At 45.6% G+C, this 19,611-nt stretch carries 12 protein-coding genes; 7 read left to right on the plus strand and 5 right to left on the minus strand.

The annotated features are described in order from the left end of the window. Positions 1–84 precede the first annotated feature (84 nt). The 4 genes from QUB64_RS11400 to QUB64_RS11415 all read left to right on the plus strand — a co-directional run bounded on the left by QUB64_RS11400 (position 85) and on the right by QUB64_RS11415 (position 10,535). The gene (locus tag QUB64_RS11400; RefSeq protein WP_333273116.1) at positions 85–5,100 is read left to right on the plus strand and encodes a PAS domain S-box protein; all 5,016 of its coding nucleotides are present in this window, start codon (positions 85–87) and stop codon (positions 5,098–5,100) included. Positions 5,101–5,355: 255 nt separating this feature from the next. After that, complete coding sequence (locus tag QUB64_RS11405) at positions 5,356–6,210, plus strand: DUF1361 domain-containing protein (RefSeq protein ID WP_333273112.1); 855 nt, start codon at positions 5,356–5,358, stop codon at positions 6,208–6,210. Positions 6,211–6,526: 316 nt separating this feature from the next. Further along, positions 6,527–8,500 carry an ABC transporter ATP-binding protein/permease gene (locus QUB64_RS11410; RefSeq protein WP_333273109.1) on the plus strand — a complete coding sequence of 658 codons (1,974 nt, stop codon included), beginning with the start codon at positions 6,527–6,529 and terminating at the stop codon, positions 8,498–8,500. Between the two features lie 391 nt (positions 8,501–8,891). Beyond that, complete coding sequence (locus tag QUB64_RS11415) at positions 8,892–10,535, plus strand: NB-ARC domain-containing protein (RefSeq protein ID WP_333273106.1); 1,644 nt, start codon at positions 8,892–8,894, stop codon at positions 10,533–10,535. A 1,050-nt stretch (positions 10,536–11,585) separates the two neighbouring features. Here the strand turns inward: QUB64_RS11415 and QUB64_RS11420 are convergent. From QUB64_RS11420 to QUB64_RS11440, 5 genes are all read right to left on the minus strand, one after another. Further along, positions 11,586–13,316, minus strand: a complete 1,731-nt coding sequence (locus QUB64_RS11420) for an NAD(P)H-quinone oxidoreductase subunit 4 (protein ID WP_333273102.1) — start codon at positions 13,314–13,316, stop codon at positions 11,586–11,588. 286 nt (positions 13,317–13,602) lie between these two features. Next, on the minus strand, positions 13,603–14,304 hold the full coding sequence (locus QUB64_RS11425) for a DUF4079 domain-containing protein (RefSeq protein WP_333273100.1): 702 nt from the start codon (positions 14,302–14,304) through the stop codon (positions 13,603–13,605). A gap of 32 nt (positions 14,305–14,336) precedes the next feature. Further along, entirely contained in the window at positions 14,337–14,756 is a 420-nt protein-coding gene (locus QUB64_RS11430) for a PilZ domain-containing protein (RefSeq protein ID WP_333273098.1), read from the minus strand. Positions 14,757–14,762: 6 nt separating this feature from the next. Then, positions 14,763–14,903 (minus strand): hypothetical protein, encoded by a 141-nt coding sequence (locus QUB64_RS11435; protein ID WP_333273096.1) that lies wholly within the window; start codon positions 14,901–14,903, stop codon positions 14,763–14,765. A gap of 440 nt (positions 14,904–15,343) precedes the next feature. After that, entirely contained in the window at positions 15,344–16,072 is a 729-nt protein-coding gene (locus QUB64_RS11440) for a YHS domain-containing (seleno)protein (protein WP_333273093.1), read from the minus strand. A 425-nt stretch (positions 16,073–16,497) separates the two neighbouring features. Between QUB64_RS11440 and QUB64_RS11445 the strand changes: the two genes are divergently transcribed. From QUB64_RS11445 to QUB64_RS11455, 3 genes are all read left to right on the plus strand, one after another. Continuing rightward, positions 16,498–17,109: a cupin gene (locus QUB64_RS11445; protein WP_333273090.1), complete on the plus strand. Its 612-nt coding sequence runs from the start codon at positions 16,498–16,500 to the stop codon at positions 17,107–17,109. 197 nt (positions 17,110–17,306) lie between these two features. Then, the gene (locus tag QUB64_RS11450) at positions 17,307–18,761 is read left to right on the plus strand and encodes a HAMP domain-containing sensor histidine kinase (protein WP_333273088.1); all 1,455 of its coding nucleotides are present in this window, start codon (positions 17,307–17,309) and stop codon (positions 18,759–18,761) included. After that, the gene (locus tag QUB64_RS11455) at positions 18,758–19,438 is read left to right on the plus strand and encodes a response regulator transcription factor (protein WP_333273085.1); all 681 of its coding nucleotides are present in this window, start codon (positions 18,758–18,760) and stop codon (positions 19,436–19,438) included. The genes QUB64_RS11450 and QUB64_RS11455 overlap by 4 nt, the downstream gene beginning before the upstream one ends. Positions 19,439–19,611 lie beyond the last annotated feature (173 nt).

Consider the following 19,611-nt stretch of genomic DNA (forward strand, 5'->3'; position numbering starts at 1 on the left):
CCATAGCCCGTCAAGTACCTCATCTTTCTGAGAAAGGCTATAAATCTATCTAAATACTTAAAAATATAGTTGAACTACCCACCAATGGAATACTTTCAGGTTAAAAAATTCCAAATTTCAGCGTATTTAGCCGCAATTTCGACATTAATAGCAATTTTGGTCGGAGTTGGTATTTTAGACCGATCGCAACAAGAGCGATTTTTGCTGCACAACCGCGCTAGCACGATCGATCGGCTCAGCACAGTGCGTTATAAGCTGGAAAGCTCTTTGAATTCCCGGCTGTTTTTGCTCCGGGGTTTGGTGGCTGACATTTCCCACAACCCAAACATCACCGCAGCCGAGTTTGCAGCCACGGCGAGAATTTTGGTGGCACAGCAAACCGGCATTCGCAACATCAGTTTAGTGAAAAACACGACGATCGCTTACATTTATCCGCGGGAGGGAAATGAAGGGGCGATCGGGATTGACTTGATGGCGATACCCGAACAGGGGCTAATGGTGGAAGAAGTCATCAACACCAGAAAAACTTTGCTAGCTGGGCCCGTGGAATTGTTGGAGGGGGGCGTGGCCTTCGTCAGCCGATCGCCCATTTTTCTCACACCCGCCGGCGCCGAGCCCGAAACAGGAGTTTACTGGGGGTTGATCGGCCTGATCCTCGACAAAAATGCCCTGCTTGAGGAAGGAGGCCTCAATGACCCCTCAGCTAAGCTGCAATACGCCCTGAGGGGCAAAGACGGGAAGGGAGTGTCGGGGGAGGTGTTTTTCGGCGACAACTCGATTTTTCAGAGCAATCCCGTGGTGCTGGAAGTGACTTTGCCCAACGGTTCCTGGCAGTTGGCAGCAATTCCGGCGGGAGGATGGCCACAGAATTCGCCGTTTCGCGGGTGGCTGCTCGGGGGAGGCGGCTTGCTGGCCGTTTTGAGCTCTGCGGTGGTGTTTAGCTGGGTGTACGGCCCTGCGAAGCTGCGCGCCAGCGAAGCTAAGTACCGGCAACTGGTTGAGAATGCTAACAGCATTATTGTGCAGTTAGACAGTGAGGGCAAGATTACTTTTTTTAATGAGTTTGCGGAAACTTTTTTTGGGTATTCACAAGCAGAAATAATTGGCAAAAGTGCGATCGGCACAATTGTAGATCCGGCCGATTTGTCGAAAAATCACTTAGCCATCATGATTCGAGACTGTGTGGCCGAGCCGGAGAAATACTTCAAACACGAGAATGAAAACATCCGCAGCAATGGGGAAAAAGTCTGGATAGCCTGGAGAAACAAACCTTTGCTCGATGCCAAAGGACGATCGATTGGGCTGCTGTTCGTCGGTACAGACATTAGCGATCGCGTCTTAGCAGAAGCAGCAGTGCAAGCCAGCGAATCTCGCTATCGAGGGATTGTCGAAGACCAAACCGAATTGATTTGCCGCTTTTTGCCGAGCGGAATTATTACTTTTGTCAACGATGCCTACTGCCGCTATTTCAATAAATCGCGATCGGAGCTGATCGGCAATTCTTTTATGCCTTTGATTTGGGAAGAAGATAGAAACTTGTGCAGCGATATTTTCAATTCTTTAAGCTTAGAAAATCCCGCTGTTACCTGGGAACACCGCGTCACGATCGACCAGGGCGAAATTCGCTGGATACAGTGGACTGACAGGGCATTTTTTGACGTTCGAGGTGCGGCGATCGAATATCAAGGAGTGGGGCGCGACATTAGCGATCGCAAAAACGCTGAAATCGCCCTGCAAGCTTCCGAATCAGAACTTCGGGCCTTGTTCGCTGCCATGAACGACATTATTTTTGTCATCGATAGCGAAGGACGCTACCTAAAAATAGCCCCGACAAATCCCGAACTTTTGTACAAGCCGCCGGCGGAACTTGTCGGTCAAAAAGTCAGCGATATATTCGCTCCAGAAACAGCAGAATTTTTTCTGGATAAAATCCGCATCGCTGCCGCTACGAATCAAACCTGTACCTTTGAATACAACCTGGAAATTGGCAGCGAACAAAGGTGGTTTGTTGGCAAGATGTCGCCGATGCAGGACAACACTTTCATCTTCGTGGGGCGCGACATTAGCGATCGCAAACAAGCTGAAATCGCCCTGCAAGCTTCTGAATCGGAACTTCGAGCTTTATTCGCGGCAATGAAGGACGTAATTTTCGTGATTGATACGCAGGGACGCTACCTGAAAATTGCGCCCACAAATCCCGAACTTTTGTACAAACCGCCAGCAGAACTCATAGGCCAAAGTCTGCACGAAATCCTGCCACCAGAATTAGCAGATTTTTTTCTCACTCAAATTCGACTTACCGCCAACACAAAGCAGACCAATTCACTAGAATACAGCCTGCAAATTGACAACAAAGACATTTGGTTTGCCGCTAACATTGCGCCCATGCAGGAAAACACTGTTATTTGGATGGCCCGCGACATTACGGATCGCAAGCAAGCTGAAAATTGGTTGACAGGTCAAAAACAAATTTTAGAAATGATTGCTCAGGGCGCAACTCTTGGCGATACTTTAAATACTTTAGTTCAAATTATCGAACAGCAATCGAAAGATGTCATGGGTTCGATTTTAATTCTAGCTCCAGACGGCGAACATTTGCTGCACGGAGCCGCGCCCAGTTTGCCAGAAAGTTACAATGCTGCTATTCATGGCGTAGCCATCGGCCCGGATGTTGGTTCTTGTGGCACTGCTGTCTATCGCTGCGAACAGGTAATCGTTACAGATATTGCTACCGATCCTTTGTGGGCAAATTATCGAGATTTAGCCTTGAGTTTTGGACTGGGAGCTTGCTGGTCTACTCCTATTTTATCATCTCAGGGTCAAGTTTTGGGAACTTTTGCCATGTATTATTCCCAACCGCGCACTCCCGAAAATTTTGAGCTGCAATTGATCGAATCTGTCAGGCATTTAGCGGGAATTGCGATCGAGCGCAAACAGGCAGAAGACAGTCTCAAACAGCTCAATCAAGAACTAGAAAATAGAGTCGAACAAAGAACTGCCCAATTGAGGCAAACTGAAGAACGCTGGCAGTTAGCACTCAAAGGGAACAATGACGGCATTTGGGATTGGGACTTGCAAACAGGAGAAATATTTCTGTCCGATAGATTTCTGGAAATTACCGGATACGAACAAAGACCTAATCTCGATTACTTTGAGGAATGGAACAGAAGCACGCATCCCGAGGATTTAGACTTAGTAATGCAAGCTTTCCAAGACCATTTAGACAGGAAAACCCCGCATTACATAGTCGAATACCGCTTGTGGTGCTACAACAGCGCCTACAAATGGATACTCAGTCGCGGACAAGCTTTGTGGGACGAATCTGGAAAAGCAGTCCGCATTGTTGGTTCAATTACTGACATCACGGATCGCAAACAAGCAGAATCAGCACTGCGACAAAGCGAGGCAAAATTCCAAAAGCTGTCGGCAAATTTGCCGGGAATGATTTATCAATGTTTGTTGCGTGCAGATGGCTCTGTCAGTTTCCCTTACATGAGTCCTGCTTCCCGAGAAATGTTTGAGTTAGAACCGGAAGCTGTTTTGCAAAATTCGGCTTTACTAACAGATTTGGTTCATCCAGACGACCGCCAAAATTATGACGAATCTGTTGCTATTTCAGCCAAAAAGTTGCAGCCTTGGCAGTGGGAAGGACGGCTGGTGCTACCTTCCGGCAAGATGCGCTGGTTTCAGGTAATTTCGCGTCCTGAAGCTCAAGAAAACGGCGATATTCTTTGGGACGGCATCAGCATTGATGTTACCAGTCGCAAACAAGCTGAATTAGCTTTGCAAGAGAGCCAGCAGTTTATTCAAAAAATCGCCGATGCTACTCCCGGTATTTTGTATCTCTACGACTTGGAAGAACAGCGAAATATCTATGCTAATTCTTCTGTTGGCACGATTTTGGGCTATAGCTTTGACGAAATTCAAGCGATGGGTGCATCACTGATGCCTCAGTTAATGAACCCCGAAGATTTGTCAAAAGTTCTGGAACATCACGCGAGCTTTGCAGGAATTCAAGATGGCGAAGTTTTGGAAATTGATTACCGGATGCTGGCCGCAAACGGTGAATGGTTTTGGCTGCAAAGTCGGGATACTATTTTTAGCAGGAATGCTGAGGGTAAGCCCAAGGTAATAATTGGATTTGCTCAGGATATTACGACTCGCAAACAAGCAGAGGAAGCTGTGCGACAAAGCGAGGTGCGAGAAAGAGAAAGAGCGGTCGAGTTAGAGTCAGCGCTGCGGTCATTGCGCTCTACTCAAGCTCAACTTATTCAAACTGAAAAAATGTCTTCTTTGGGGCAGTTAGTTGCTGGCATCGCTCACGAAGTTAATAATCCGGTTAATTTCATTCACGCTAACCTTGATTATCTGCACCAGTATACTACACAGTTGCTAGATTTGGTGACTCTTTACGAACATGAGTATCCCGAACCTAATTCAAAAATTGTCGATCGCATTCAAGAGATTGATTTGGATTTCATGGCTGAGGATTTACGAAAACTTGTCGGTTCGATGCAGGTGGGAACCGATCGCATCCGGCAAATTGTTTTGTCGCTCAGGAATTTCTCGCGGCTGGATGAATCGGCAATGAAGCCGGTCGATATTCACGCGGGAATTGAGAGCACTTTGTTGATTTTGCAGCACCGCTTGAAGAGTCGGGACAGCCGCCGGGAAATTGAAGTAATTAAGGAGTTCGGGAAACTGCCGCGGGTGGAGTGCTATGCTAGCCAACTAAATCAGGTGTTTATGAATATTATTGCTAATGGAATTGATGCTATTGAAGAACGATATCAAAAGTTATCCCTTCGGGAAGCAGAGACAAAGAGCGGCCGGATTGTTATTTGCACTGGTGTAACGGCCCAGAACACTGTGAGGGTGGAAATTTCGGACAACGGTACGGGCATTCCGAAGGCGATACTCGATCGCATTTTTAACCCGTTTTTTACGACAAAAGATGTGGGGAAAGGTACGGGGTTGGGAATGTCGATCGTGCACTCGATTGTGGTAGAAAAGCACAAGGGCAAGATTGACTGTATTTCGGAAATAGGATGTGGAACAACTTTTGCGATCGAAATCCCGATCGGCAAAAGCTATCAGTAGTAGGGTGTGTCATCGGATTTGAGATTTGAGATTTGAGATTTGAGATTTGAGATTTTAGATATTGTAGGGTGCGTCAGCTCATAGCCGAATTTTCAGGTGGGGAGCCAGAAGTGGCGAGCTGACGCACCCTACAAATCAGACTGTCAACTGTCCCAGGTCAACTGTCAACTCTTCCTTCTGCTATACCGACTAAGATAGATTCAAGCTGCTCCCGAAGCGGTGCTGCATGAAACCTTTAATTGTATAAAAACTGACATGATGGAATTAATCCTGGAAGCGATCGCCGTAATGGGACAAAATGTCCGCTGGATGTCTTGGAATTTGTTTTTAGGTTTAGTACCGCTGGGCCTGAGTTTTTGGTTGTTCCGCAAACCTCGATCGCGCAGGCTGATGTGGGGTACGTGCATTCTCCTGGGCGCTACTTTTTTGCCCAGCATACGCCATGTTTTAGCCTATCTGAAGCACATTGTGCAAGATGTGGGCACAACTTACGTTTTGGGGGCGATCGCGATTACGCTCGCACTGATGGCTGTAGACATCTGGGTACTGCGGCAGCGCGGAGTTCGCTCTCTCCGCTGGTGGGGTGGTTTTTTCTGGTTTATTGCCTTTTTGCCCAATGCGCCCTACGTTTTAACTGATATCATTCACCTGATCGAGCAGATTAAAGAGGTGAACTCGGTGTGGGTGGTGACATTGGCGCTGATTCCGCAATATTTGGTGTTTATGCTGGCGGGATTTGAGGCATATGTACTGTCGGTGATGGGTTTGGGTTACTATCTGAAACAACAGGGTTGGGGTAGATTTATTCTGGCAACGGAGATAACTATACACGCACTTTCGGCGATCGGCATTTATTTAGGACGATTTATCCGGTTCAACACTTGGGACATTGTGACGAATCCCGATGCGTTGGTTAACACCGTAATGAATGAGTTGATTGGTAAGCGTCCGTTTGTAGTAATGGCTGCAACATTTGTCGTAATTGCTGTTTTGTATTGGGGGATGAAGCAAGTTAGTTTGGGGATTAACCAGCGATTTTACTACAATCTATCGTCGGAGTCGATCGGCGAAACCGCCACTTCTGCCGATCCCATAGATTTGAGATTTTAGATTCACCCCACAACTAACCTACAAACTGTTTGCGTCTCCACAACTTAAATCGGAAAACAAGTCTTCCTCTTTAGGTAAGTCTGTAAGGTAAGATCGTGTCCCCTAAAATAAGCGTTATCAGGTTCCGTTCGGACTTCAGTCTTCATGAAAATCTGAGGACAGAAGTCCTCACGCTCGAACCAATTTAATTGTAGTCGTGACAGCGCACCTCATAGGAGACCAATCTCTTCCCTAAACTCCCAAATAAATTACTGCGACAATGGGGTATCAAACTTGATATGTTAGAACAGTTGAAGTAGTTTTGCAAACAGTAAAGATGAATCGATTTGACCGTCAGTTGTGGGAAAGATTTATTGCGATCGCCCAACCTTACTTTTATCCTTTAGAGCCTGGGGGTGGCAGAATATTTCTGGGATTAGTGGCGCTGTTGTTGATATTTCTCTTCGCTGCTATGTTTCTACTCCTCAGCGCGTTCTGTTTGGGGGGTGCCGCTCTTTTTCCGGCTTTTGTCAACAGTATTGCAGCGGGCTTAGTCACTTTGCTGCAAGGAATCATTAATTCGCCGGCAATTGCGATCGTAGCTTTCATGCTAATTATTCCTTTCAGTGCTTTTGTCTGCTTCAAAGGCAGACTGACTCGGCACTGGCAGCCCTGGGCTTTATTAACTTTGCTGCTGTTTTTGTCGCTGTCAGTCAGCGGTCTGAATGTGATAATTAGTTACGTCGGTAACTTTTTTAACACAGCACTAGCAAAGAAAGACCAGCTCAATTACTGGAAGTATCTGTTTGTCTATGCAGGGGTTTTTGCAGTCGGCACTCCCATTGTGGTAGTTTACCGCTACACCCAAGATAAATTGGCTCTTTACTGGCGGGAATGGATGACAAATAAGTTCCTGGACAAGTATTTTCAGAATCGGGCTTATTACGAAATAAATTCACACAAGGAAATCGACAATCCCGACCAGCGAATTTCTGAAGATGTCAAATCCTTTACTCATACAAGTTTGGCATTTCTGCTCGTAATCCTGGGTTCAATAGTTGACATTATATCTTTCACGGGTATCCTGTGGTCGATCTCAAAAGAACTTTCGATATTCCTGATTGTCTACGCTATTCTGGGGACGGTCGCCACTCTGATTTTTGGTCAAAGATTAGTACCTCTTAATTTTAACCAACTTAAAAAAGAAGCTAATTTCCGCTACGGACTGGTTCACATTCGCGACCATGCTGAATCTATTGCTTTTTACCGGGGGGAGGAGCGAGAATCGATTCAAATAAAGCAGCGGTTCGTGGAAGTATTCCAAAATTTTAATTTGCTAATTGGCTGGCAGCGAAACTTGGATTATTTCACAACTGGATACGGATATGCTGTTGTGATTATTCCGGCTTTGTTTCTGGCTCCAGCTTACTTTGCCGACAAAACCGATACAATCCAGTTTGGAGATATCACTCAAGCAGGTTTTGCTTTCAGTCAGGTTTTAGGCGCTTTTTCAGTGATTGTAACTCAGATTGAACCGCTGAGTTCTTTTGCAGCTAGTATCAATCGTTTGACTGTATTTACAGATACTTTGGCAGCAGAAAGGGCGGTATCTCGTGCCGGAGTAACTGCTATAGATGTCGTAGTTGATTCTGAGTTGACGCTGTCACACGTTACTTTAGATACTCCCCAGCATGAAAAGACTTTGATTAGGGATTTGTCGGTAGCGGTGTCGCCTGGGGAAGGACTGTTAATTGTCGGTCAAAGCGGTGCTGGGAAGAGTTCTTTGCTGCGGGCTATTGCGGGTTTGTGGGACTCGGGAACGGGTCGTTTGGCGCGGCCGGAACTGGGAGAAATGCTATTTTTGCCCCAGCGTCCTTATATGATTTTGGGCAGTTTGCGATCGCAACTTCTGTATCCCAACACCAGCAGCGAGGTTGATGAAGCCAAATTGCGCCGCGTTTTGGTCTCAGTAAACTTAGCAGATTTGCCGGACAGATTGGGCGGTTTTGATGCGGATTTAGATTGGGCTGAGATTTTGTCTCTGGGAGAACAGCAGCGTTTAGCTTTTGCTAGATTGTTGCTTACAGAACCGCGATATGCTATTTTGGATGAGGCGACAAGTGCTTTGGATTTGAAGAACGAGCAACATTTATACGAGCAGTTGCAAGCAACTAAAACTACATTTGTGAGTGTCGGCCACCGATTGAGTTTGTTGAAACATCACCAGCAGGTTTTGGAACTTTTGGGCGATGGGAGTTGGCGGCTGGTTTCGCCGGAAGAATACCGCGCTAGTACGAAGGTTTTTGGCTGATAAAGGGTTGCTACAGATGATACCATGTCTGGTAAAATAACGATTATCATGTTTGTAGTGAGGACTTGAGTCCTCATCAAAACTCCGAGGACTCAAGTCCTCACCGATCCCCCCGAAGCAAGAGCCCCCTACTCGACCCCTACTCCCCTTCAAAAAGGGGGGACAAGAACTTGCCCGCAGCGTCCCCCGACTATCCGGGGGAGTAGGGGGTATGCGAGGGGGATCTCCGGGGAATAAACATTATTAACCCAAGCGTATTGGGGTATAAATATCTCAAAGTGTCCTCGAAGACCGACAAGCAAGCTGAAGATTGACAGATTCAATTGTTCGCCTGCGAGAACTCAGACAATATAATAGAAGATAGATTTTTAGTACAGGCGAGATTCCTACCTTGACTACTCCGATTCCTCAAAACTTTGTGCAGACGATCGCGAAAGAGCGCGGTGTCACAGATGCCGAATTAGAGACTGTGTTTATGGCTCTCGACGGTCAATCTACGGCTACCATCGCAACCAAGCTTGGCATTAGCGACATCGCAGTTCGCAAAAGATTAGGCGAAGTTTACAAAAAGTTTCAAATCGCGGGGAACGGCCCTGGAAAACTCTCGGAATTGAGGCATCAGTTGCTTTTTTCATACCACACCGAGCAGGGAGCGATCGATTTTAGTCAAGGTAAAGGCTCTCTATTCAAGATGCCAATCGGGCGCCGACAGGAAGATTGGGGCCAAGCACCGGATGTTGCGGTTTTTTACGGGCGGACTGAAGAATTAACTACTTTAAACCAGTGGATTGTATCGGATAATTGTCGCGTAGTAGCGCTGCTGGGTCTGGTCGGTAGCGGCAAAACAACTCTGTCGGTGCAGTTGGCCAAACAGGTACAGCATGAGTTTGATTTTGTGATTTGGCGATCGCTGCGATCGGCACCAACAGCATCCGACTTCCTCACTAGCTTAATTCAACTTTTTGCTAACCCACAAAAGTCCGATCTGCCGTTAGCGGATCCCTCGAAGAGGATCGACTTTAACAGCAAAATTTCGCGTCTAGTCGAGTATTTGCGCAAGCAGCGCTGTCTGATAATTTTAGACGATTTTGAAGCAGTGCTCCAACCAGAAGAACTAGCGGGACATTACCGCGAAGGCTGTGAAGGATATCGAGATTTAATTGTGCGGCTCTGTGAAGTCAATCACCAGAGCTGTTTTGTCCTAGTTAGTGCCGAAGAACCTACGGAAATGGCTTTGCTAGCTGGAGAAAAAGTGCGGTTTTTAAAACCTCCTATTTCCGAGGAAATAGCCCGAGATATTTTCAAAGAAAAAGGTTTGTCCGCCCAAGATAGAGAATGGGAAATCTTGTTAGCCCGGTACGGAGGCAATCTGTTAGCAATCAAGATTGTGGCGACAACGATTAACGAGTTTTTTGAGGGAAATGTTGTCAAGTTTTTGGAAGCGACGGCGTTATTTATTGAAGAACACATCAGCAATTTGCTCGCGCAGCAGTTCGATCGAATGTCAAATTCAGAACAAGAGATTTCCTACTGGCTGGCTATTGCTCAAAGTCCGATTTCCCTAGCGAGTTTGCGAGAGCAGATGTTAGTCAATTCGTCCCTTTCCGATTTGCTAAAAAATCTCGATTCTCTCGGCCGTCGCTTTTTAATCGAAAAAATCAGTGAGAGCGGGCAAACTGTTTTTAGGCTTCAGCCTTTAATCGTGCAATATGTAAGCGAAAGATTAGTCGAGCAGATTCAAGCGGAGGTTTTGGAGACAGTAAAAACGCAAGGAATAGAAAGAATGTGGCTGTTAAAAACTCACAATCTTAGTACGAGTGTTGCTCAACAAAAAGAAAGTAAAGAGGCTCGCAGTCGCTCAATTGTAGAATTAGTTAAAAATCGGTTGCAAGTGTTGTTTATGAAAACTGTAGGTTCCCAAGAACCGCTAAATATCCTGACGAAAGTTGCCTCGGGGCTGGAAGATAAATCGATGCTTGAGGTGGGATATGCTAGGGAAAATTTAGCTCAGATTATTTTAGGAATTCGGCGCTAGTATCAGATCCGGCAAATTACACCAATTCTGAAAAATACTGCAATAGTATTTGTAGGATGTGGATCCCTAAAAAATCCGTAAATTCAATCGACTTTTCGAGCGACTACACACCTGACACGATAGTTGATAAAACTAGCCAAAAAATTGTTTTGTCGGAAGAGTTTTTGTCAATGGTACAATAAACTTCATTCGATCGCGCGTGCGTCCTGGCGTCCGCTCTCCGGCTGCGGACGCCAGGACGCACGCGCGAACCGTTTTTGTTATGGCGATCGACCCGAAATGATATGATAGGTCAACCGCAAATGTCAATCAAATAAATACTGATCGACGCAGATTCATTGGGTGCATCTCATTTTTGCAGATATACTCGTAGGGGCGAAGCACCTGACGGCAGTAAATCTCTGGTTATCACTAATAAATTGTGTGCCGTCAGGTGCTTCGCCCTTGCAAAATAGAGATGCACCCGATTCATTTCAAATCAAAATAGTTTGTGAATGAGCGCAAGAAGTCTAAGGTGCGTCGGGAGTATCTCATTTTTGAAAAAAGCATTTTTTATTAGAGTGCGATCGCGCTTGATGCTCCCGGTGCGTGGTGCGGATCTATGAGATTGTCGGTTTTTTGCCATAAATTTGCGATGGCGACGCACCCTACGAAAAAAGCTTGATGCTCCCGGTGCGTGGTGCGGATCTATGAGATTGTCGATTTTTTTGCATAAATTTTCGATGGCGACGCACCCTACGAAAAAAGCATTTTTTATTAGAGTGCGATCGCGCTTGATGCTCCCGGTGCGTGGTGCGGATCTATGAGATTGTCGATTTTTTCGCATAAATTTGCGATGCGACGCACCCTACAATTCTGCGTGGTGCGTCGCTCGCTCGATTGTCGATTTTTTCGCATAAATTTGCGATGCGACGCACCCTACGATTGTGTCAACTGTCCCAGGTCAACTGTCCCAGGTCAACTGTCAAATCTGCCTTCTGCAACAAAAAAACGATCGCCCTTTAACAAAAGCGATCGCCCAATTTTTAACAAAAACAGAATTTGATAAAATTACTTGACAATCCCGAAAGCCGATGCAGATTGAGTTCCAGTAATTTTGCCCAAAGCAGGTACTGTTGGAGCCTGTGCAATTTTGGGTGCCAAAAATCCCTTCGCATAAATCTGAGGATTTTGTTGAACGATGAGGGTGTAAGATTGGCGGACTTCGGCGTTAACAGCCACAGTCTTTGCGTCGTAAACCTGCATCGCCATGTTTGGATAAAAACCAATGCCGACAATCGGTATCAAGAAGCAAAATGCGATCGCCACTTCGCGAGGTTGAGCATCGATAAACTTGGCGTCACCAGGTAAAACGCAACTATTACCGAAACAAACCGCTTCATCCAGATTATCTCGCTGATTCTTTAAATCTAGATCTTCTAGATCGCAAGCAGCCAATGTTCCACAGTTGTAAAATAACTGTCGCAGCATCGAGAGTAAATAAATCGGTGTCAAAATCAGTCCCACTGCCGCCAGGAACACAATCACTGCGCGGAAAGAAGTACCGTAAATATCGCTAGTTGCGACGCCCACAAAAACTGACAATTCGCTAGCAAAACCGCTCATCCCGGGGAGTGCTAAAGAAGCCATCGCGCCTGCTGTAAACAAGGCAAACACTTTCGGCATTACTTTTCCAATCTCGCCCATCTCGTCCATGATCATGGTATGGGTGCGATCGTAAGTCACGCCAGCCAGGAAAAACAATACTGAGGCGATCAAACCGTGGGAAATCATTTGCAGCAGCGCCCCGTTGATTCCCAAATCCGTGAAGGAAGCAATACCCAACAACACGAATCCCATGTGAGAAATCGACGAATTCGCCAAGCGGCGCTTCATGTTCGTTTGGCCGAAGGAATTCAGCGCGCCGTAGATAATGTTAACTACGCCGAGCACCGCCATAATCGGTGCAAAGTAAATGTGTGCTTTCGGAAGAAGTTCCAAATTCAAGCGAATCAATCCGTAGCCGCCCATTTTCAGCAACACGCCGGCCAGAATCATCGACACAGGAGAAGATGCTTCACCGTGAGCATCAGGCAGCCATGTGTGAAAGGGGAAAATCGCGAGTTTCACGCCGAAGGCAATCAACAATCCCGCATAAAGTAGGATTTCTAAACCTAGCGGATAGTCCTTCAAGCCCAGTTCTACCATGTCGAAGGTAACGTTTCCTCCGCCGTAGAATCCCATTGCTAAGGCAGCGACGAGAATAAAGATAGAAGCGCCGGCGGTGTAAATCAAGAATTTGGTAGCTGCGTAGCGGCGGTTTTGTCCGCCCCAAATCGAGATTAGCAAGTACACCGGAATTAGTTCTAATTCCCAAACAATGAACAGCAGCATGATGTCTTGGGCGACAAATACTCCGATTTGTGCCGAGTACATCACCAGCATTAGGAAGTAGAAAAGTCGCGGCTTGCGATCGACTTCCCATGCAGCAAAAATAGATAGCGTCGTCACCAATCCCGCCAACAACACCAGCGGAACTGACAATCCGTCAACCGAAATAGACCAGTTGAGGCCTAAAGAAGGTATCCAGGGATACTGTTCAACGATTTGGAAAGCAGAGATGCTCGGATCGTAGTGCGTCCAGAACACCCAACACATTAATACAAAATCTGCAATGCCTACGCCCAGGGCATACCAGCGCACAGTTTTGCCGTTTGTATCGGGCAGAAAAGGGATGGCGAGGGCAGCTACGAGGGGTAGCATGACAATTGCGGTCAGCCAAGGAAATTGATCCGCTATCATGATATTGAGAATAAATACTTAGTTGAAAGTTATGACAATTATAATACTTAATTTAATAAAAACTTAAGATTTGCAAATATTTCTTTATAAAAATACCGGGACTGGTAAATCACAGATTGCGGCAAATGTCAAGAGTTTTTTTCAGATTAAAAATATAAGGTACGTTGTTGCGCTTGGGCGCTCTTTTCCACAACATGAAAGAGCGCTCTTTGCGGAACAACGTACCTTATATCAACCACTATCAGAGTGCCAGTTGTGTCCAGGACTGTCCAAGTAATCCGATCGCTCACGGTTTGGGACAAGTCTTATTGGGGAAGTCACAGCTATAAATATAGGGTTTCTGCCAACTCAGAGGAATTTCTAATAAATCCCTGGTTCCGGTCATTCCCTGTCCCAGAAACAGCAGCACAGCGATCGAGTTCAAGATGACATGGACAGTGCGCCAGCGATTCGATCGATCTTTGTAAATGTCTTGAACGATCGCCAGGGAGAAAACCATCAGCAATGCAGCGGCGATGCCAATGTAGTAGTGAGACCAATACCATTCATCGGTGCGCCGATAAACGCCATCTTGAGCGCCAAGAATCACCAAGCCAGCACCCGTCAATGTCGCAAATACGCCCCGCCACATAGCAGGTGTCGATCGATATAACATGACCAAAGAGGCAATGGTAGCAACAAACATCAGCACAATGAAAATTACCTGAAACGAGTTTTTGCTCCAAACATCCTTGCTCAAAATATGCTCAAAAATCGGGTAGCCCAGACCCAACAGCGTCACTCCTACCACAGATCCAGACAGAATTTTACCTGCTTTGACGTGTTCTGAGCCGACTACAGGGGGAATTTTGCTCTTATCCCCAGATGCAACTTGCTGGCGGCGCTGCCTGGTTTGCCAAGCCATATTCAGCACAATACCCAGCATTGGAAAAACGATCGCCACAGCTACAATAGGATGCAGCAAAGCCATAAAATCTTTAAATTCCATAAAGCACCTTTTTGTTTTTAAACTTGATAAAACTAAACTTTTGAGATTTTCACGAAATCGATCGCCAGATCGCGATCGAACAAAACCCGAGGCTTCAATAAAATCCCAAATAACAAGAAGAGAGACTTTAACTCACCAGGATCGCAAGAGCGTTTCCATTGATTCGGACGACAAAACAACATCTCCACCAGACATCGATGTTGCGGCAAAGCCAATTCATCAAACCGGATGTGTACCGAGGGAAATTCATTGCTAAAATCTACCCTAGTTATCTCTCCTTGCAGCCTCAAATTATCTTCCAGAATTTTGAGCTTGACTGGGAGCATTTCTCCTGGAATCTGCGCCGGGAATCCGGCTTGAGTAATCTCTAGATGAACTCCCACTTCAGAAATAAAAGTAGTCATGCCCCAAAAGATTTGTCCGTCGATCGCCAGCCGTACCAATCGACGCAAATCAAATTATTCGTATCGATCGGATTTAGGAGCATCTAACAATATTAACAGCGTAATGCTGATAATTAAAAGGTTGTAGGTACTCCAAATCCAACCAATTCCCAACCCTTTGAGCTGCTGGATGATTTCCGGCTCTGAGGCGTGCATCTGAAATTGAATCAAACACTTGTAGGGTAGTGCTGCCGTGCCTACCCCCTATCTATCGGGCAACCGGGCTAGGGAAGAGCCCCTACAAGAATTACACAAATCATTTAGGATTGCTATATACCTGTAAGGGTGAAGCATTCGGGCGATAATCTGAGCAATAAATTTCAGGCTTTAGATCCGTTGGCGCAGCCTGCTGACAGGCATATGCTTCACCATGGGCGATCGATATAGCAATCCTAAATGATTCACAAAATTTGTAGGGGTAGTGCCCCGTGGCTACCCCAGTTTGTAGGGTGCGTCGCTTCCTATATCTAGGATAGAACTTGCAGATTATAGATGGATCCGCACCTTACACGGGAGAGAACCCGCGATCGTATGTACCACATATACGTGGAATATGCTATATCATGGTGAACGATCCGAGTCACTCTTATTTGAAGTTAACGAAACAGTTCTTTGTTATTGAGAATATTCGGCCAATTCTTGTTTGCTAAAGCAATGTGTCCGGGAATATCACCCATCCACTGTGCCTGTACTTTCTTGTCATAGTTGAGATAAAGCTTCCCCTCAACAATTTTCCAGGCATCTGGCTGAGTGACAACAAGATTTCCTTCACTGGCAGCCTGAGCGCAATATCCACCGTATTGAGGAGCATACTTTTCAGGATTTTTAGCAAACATATCGCGGTTGGCTGCACTCGCAAATATCCAAGTTGTGCCACCCCAATTATGTTTAAATTGGCTAGCTCCCATCACTAATTTGCCTTGGGTGAAATAGGCTACGACATCCTGACCATCAAGAGCCACACCTTTCTCGGTGTAATACTTAGGATGAACGGTTGTTGTGCTGCTTTTACCAGCACAAGGATTGGCTTTACCAGCACAAGGATTGGCTTTACCAGCACAAGGATTAGCTTTACCAGCACAAGGATTAGCTTTACCAGCACAAGGATTAGCTTTACCCGCACAAGGATTGGCACCAGCACAAGGATTGGCTTTTCCAGCACAAGGATTGGCTTTACCAGCACAAGGATTGGCTTCTGCAATCTTGGATGAAACGGTTGTAGAGTTTAAGTTGCTGGAAGTTTTGAGATTGGCGTAGCTAACATTAGCTGTTGCGAAACCTAGAATGGTGGCAATGGCGAGTGTGGTAATGTATTTTACTTTCATGTGTTTAATTTCCCGATGAATAGTTAGTAGTTTCCGACCCGATATTTGCTTGAGAGTTCTTGCTCTCTGGCAAGTCAGCGACTTTTTGTTGTTCTCAATATTTGAGGTTATTTACATTAACACTCAAGAATATGAGGGCTAGATGAGGAAGAGATGGATGGGAGATAAAACTATGAAGGCTCGATCGGCCCATTTCTTCAGCAAAAATTCATCTAGGAATTAGGAACGCATCATCTAGGTAGGAGGAATATCTTATAGAGTAGAGATCAACCCGGGTGCATCTGGTTTTGGCGAATATATCCGTAGGGGCTATAGCATGACCTCCGTCAATATAAGATGATAACTAATAACTTATATGCGGTCATGCTTCGCCCTCTTCAAAAACCAGATGCACCCGATCAACCCTGACTATTGGTGTCAAATTTATGACAGGAAAAAACTTGTTTGTGACTAATGATGGACAGTACCATGTTTGTGATGATACCAGTCAAATTGAAAATTTGACTCATCCCTACCGACTTTATCGGTTTTTAACTGATTTGGAAGATGTATTAGAGCAAATTAGTGATGATTATTTGCGACTCCAGGCAATTTGTCCTCTTGTCCGCAGGTTGTTAGATAGTTCCCCGTGGTTTCAAATTTCTGTGCTTGAACCTGACTCGGAGACGGGATGGGCGGTACAAACTCTTTATGATGAACCATTTTTTCCTCTGACTGTGCAGTTGGTGGCTTGGGCTCCGGGTGCGGTTTCTCCGATTCACAATCATGCTAGTTGGGGACTGGTAGCGCTACTGGGCGGAGAGGAGAAAAATACTTTGTGGAGGCGATCGCCAATTCCGAAGTTTCCCGATAAAATTCAAACAGTGGGCGAAATTTTGCTTGCACCTGGTGACGTTTTGTGCTTAATGCCCGATGCGATTCATCATGTGGAAGCGCTCGGAGATGAACCAACTATTAGTTTTAATCTTTATGGTGAAGCAGATTATGCTCGGCGCTTTGAGTTTAATCATATTAAAGGTACGGCGGAAAACTTTTAAGCGAGTATTCTGATGATTTTTTTATCTACAGGACTTACCCATTGATACCCAAGAAACCGGGTTTTTTTAGCGAATCTCCCGACTGAAACGAAGGATTTTCGTAAAAAACCCGGTTTCTGACCTCGATTGAAGTCATAATTTAGTTGGTATTTATCTAATTTTAAGGCTGAATTTTCCTCACTATACCTGACAAACAAATGAAGCAGATTCGCCAAGTCAGAGCCACTATTAACCATCTCACGGGTAAGCGAATTTCGACTTCTTCGCTTCAGTTTCGCCTGACTCGCGAATTGCTGGTACTATCTATTTTAGGACTTAGCAGTGTGGCATTTTGGGCTGGCTGGCAAAGGTCACAAAATCTAGTCGGTGCCCACAAACAAACGCTGGAATATATTGGAACGCGCTTTCCCGAACAGGTTGAGCTTTATAGTGAAATGGGTTCCCTAGAAATTGGTTTAACCCGAAGCGTCCAGAAAGCTTCTACAGGCGGAATCATGGTGTGGGTGAAACGCAATGATGGGATGCTTTTGGTGAGTTCACCTGATATGGATATGCAATCTTCTAAGATTAGGAACATGATCTCGTTGACGGAAGTACCCGCTAAGCCGACTTTTGTTCGGGTGGACGATCGCTATTTGGTGATCTGTAGCACGACTCTGAGGATTAAAAATGAGTTGCTGGGTACGGTATATTTCTCTCAAGATATCACTGATGAGCAACGTGAATTAAATGATGCGATTCGCAGTCTAATTGTTGTCAGTATTGTGGTAATCTTAGTGTTGATGGTGGCGATCGCCAGTCGCATTCGTCACGCTCTGGGCCCTCTGGAAGAGATGAGTCAGGTTGCTAGCACTTTGTCTGCTGATAATTTGCAGGCGGCAAAACTCCAACTGCATCAGGCTCCTGATGAGATTTTAGGACTTGCACAAACCTTTAATGAAATGTTGTTTAGATTATCCAGTTCGTGGGAGCAACAGCGCCAATTTGTCGGTAATGTTTCCCACGAATTACGCACTCCTCTAACGGTGGTAGTTGGTTATTTACAAAGTTTGCTGCGGCGCAGCACTAATTTAAGCGACTATCAGCAACAAGCACTGGAAACGGCGGTTGGTGAAACTGAACGCACGATTCGGATGTTAGAAGATTTGCTCGATTTGGCGCGGGCTGATAGCGGCAATTTGCACTTTCGTTTGCATCCGGTGATTTTGAATACTCTGGTGGCTGAGGTGGCAGAAATGAGCGCAAAGGTTAGCAATCGGAAAGTTATTTTGGTGTCAAATGATGAGGATGTTGTCGCCTGTGCGGATCAGGATCGTTTGCAACAAGTTTTAATTAATTTAGTTGATAATGCTATCAAGTATTCTGCTGCTGAACAACCTGTTGAGTTAGTCTTAGAAAAGAGGGAACAGCAGGTGATGGTTCATGTGCGCGATCGCGGAATTGGGATTTCTCTCCCGCATCAAAACCGGATTTTTGAGCGGTTTTACCGGGTGGATGAGTCGATGACGCGCTCTAGGGACGGTACTGGGCTGGGATTGGCGATCGCCAAAAGCCTGATCGAAGGTATGGAAGGACGTATCGCGATCCGCTCTAAACCGGGAGAAGGTAGTATTTTTACTATCACCTTACCTATCTGGAATCCGCAGCTATGAGCGATCGCATTCTCCTTGTTGAAGATGACCCTAAACTGGCAAAGTTCATCGAATCTGAACTTACTCTGGAAGGATATCACGTCACTGTCGCTCCCAATGGATTGGATGGATTAACCCTCGCCCGCACGGCTGAACCGGATTTATTGATTTTAGATTGGATGCTTCCGGGTATCTCTGGATTGGATATTTGTTTGAGATTGCGATCGACTGGCGTGCAAGTACCAATAATTATATTAACAGCAAAGGATGAAGTACCCGATCGCGTAACCGGCTTAAATGCTGGCGCTGATGACTATGTGACGAAGCCTTTCAGTATGGAAGAACTTCTAGCGAGGGTCAAAGCACGCCTGCGCCGCACTCAACCCAATGACCTGGATCAGTTAGAATTTGAAGACTTAATCTTAAATTGTTTAACTCGTGAAGTTTATCGAGGAAATCAACTAATTGAACTCACCGCTAAAGAGTTTGATTTGTTGGAATTTTTGCTGCGGAATCCCCGTCAAGTCATTACGCGCGATCGCATTTTAGAAAAAGTCTGGGGTTACGATTTTATGGGCGAGTCAAATATTATTGAAGTGTATATTCGCGCCTTACGGATTAAGTTAGAAGCAAGTAATTCACAACGCTTGCTGCATACTGTTCGGGGAGTTGGCTACGTATTGCGAGAGCCAAAGTAATACCATTTTTCCCAAATCATCCAACAGTAGTCGTAGGGTGTGTCGCTTGTCATCAATCCCTAAATTTCACCTCATATCTAATAGATCCGCACCTTACGCATTGGGTGGAGGAAACAACCCTCCGTTTCACTCCGCCCAACAGCTCTATTGTAGCAATATTTTTTCACGCATGG

It is taken from the genome of Microcoleus sp. Aus8_D2 (genome assembly GCF_036702665.1).
In the GTDB taxonomy this organism is placed as follows: domain Bacteria; phylum Cyanobacteriota; class Cyanobacteriia; order Cyanobacteriales; family Microcoleaceae; genus Microcoleus.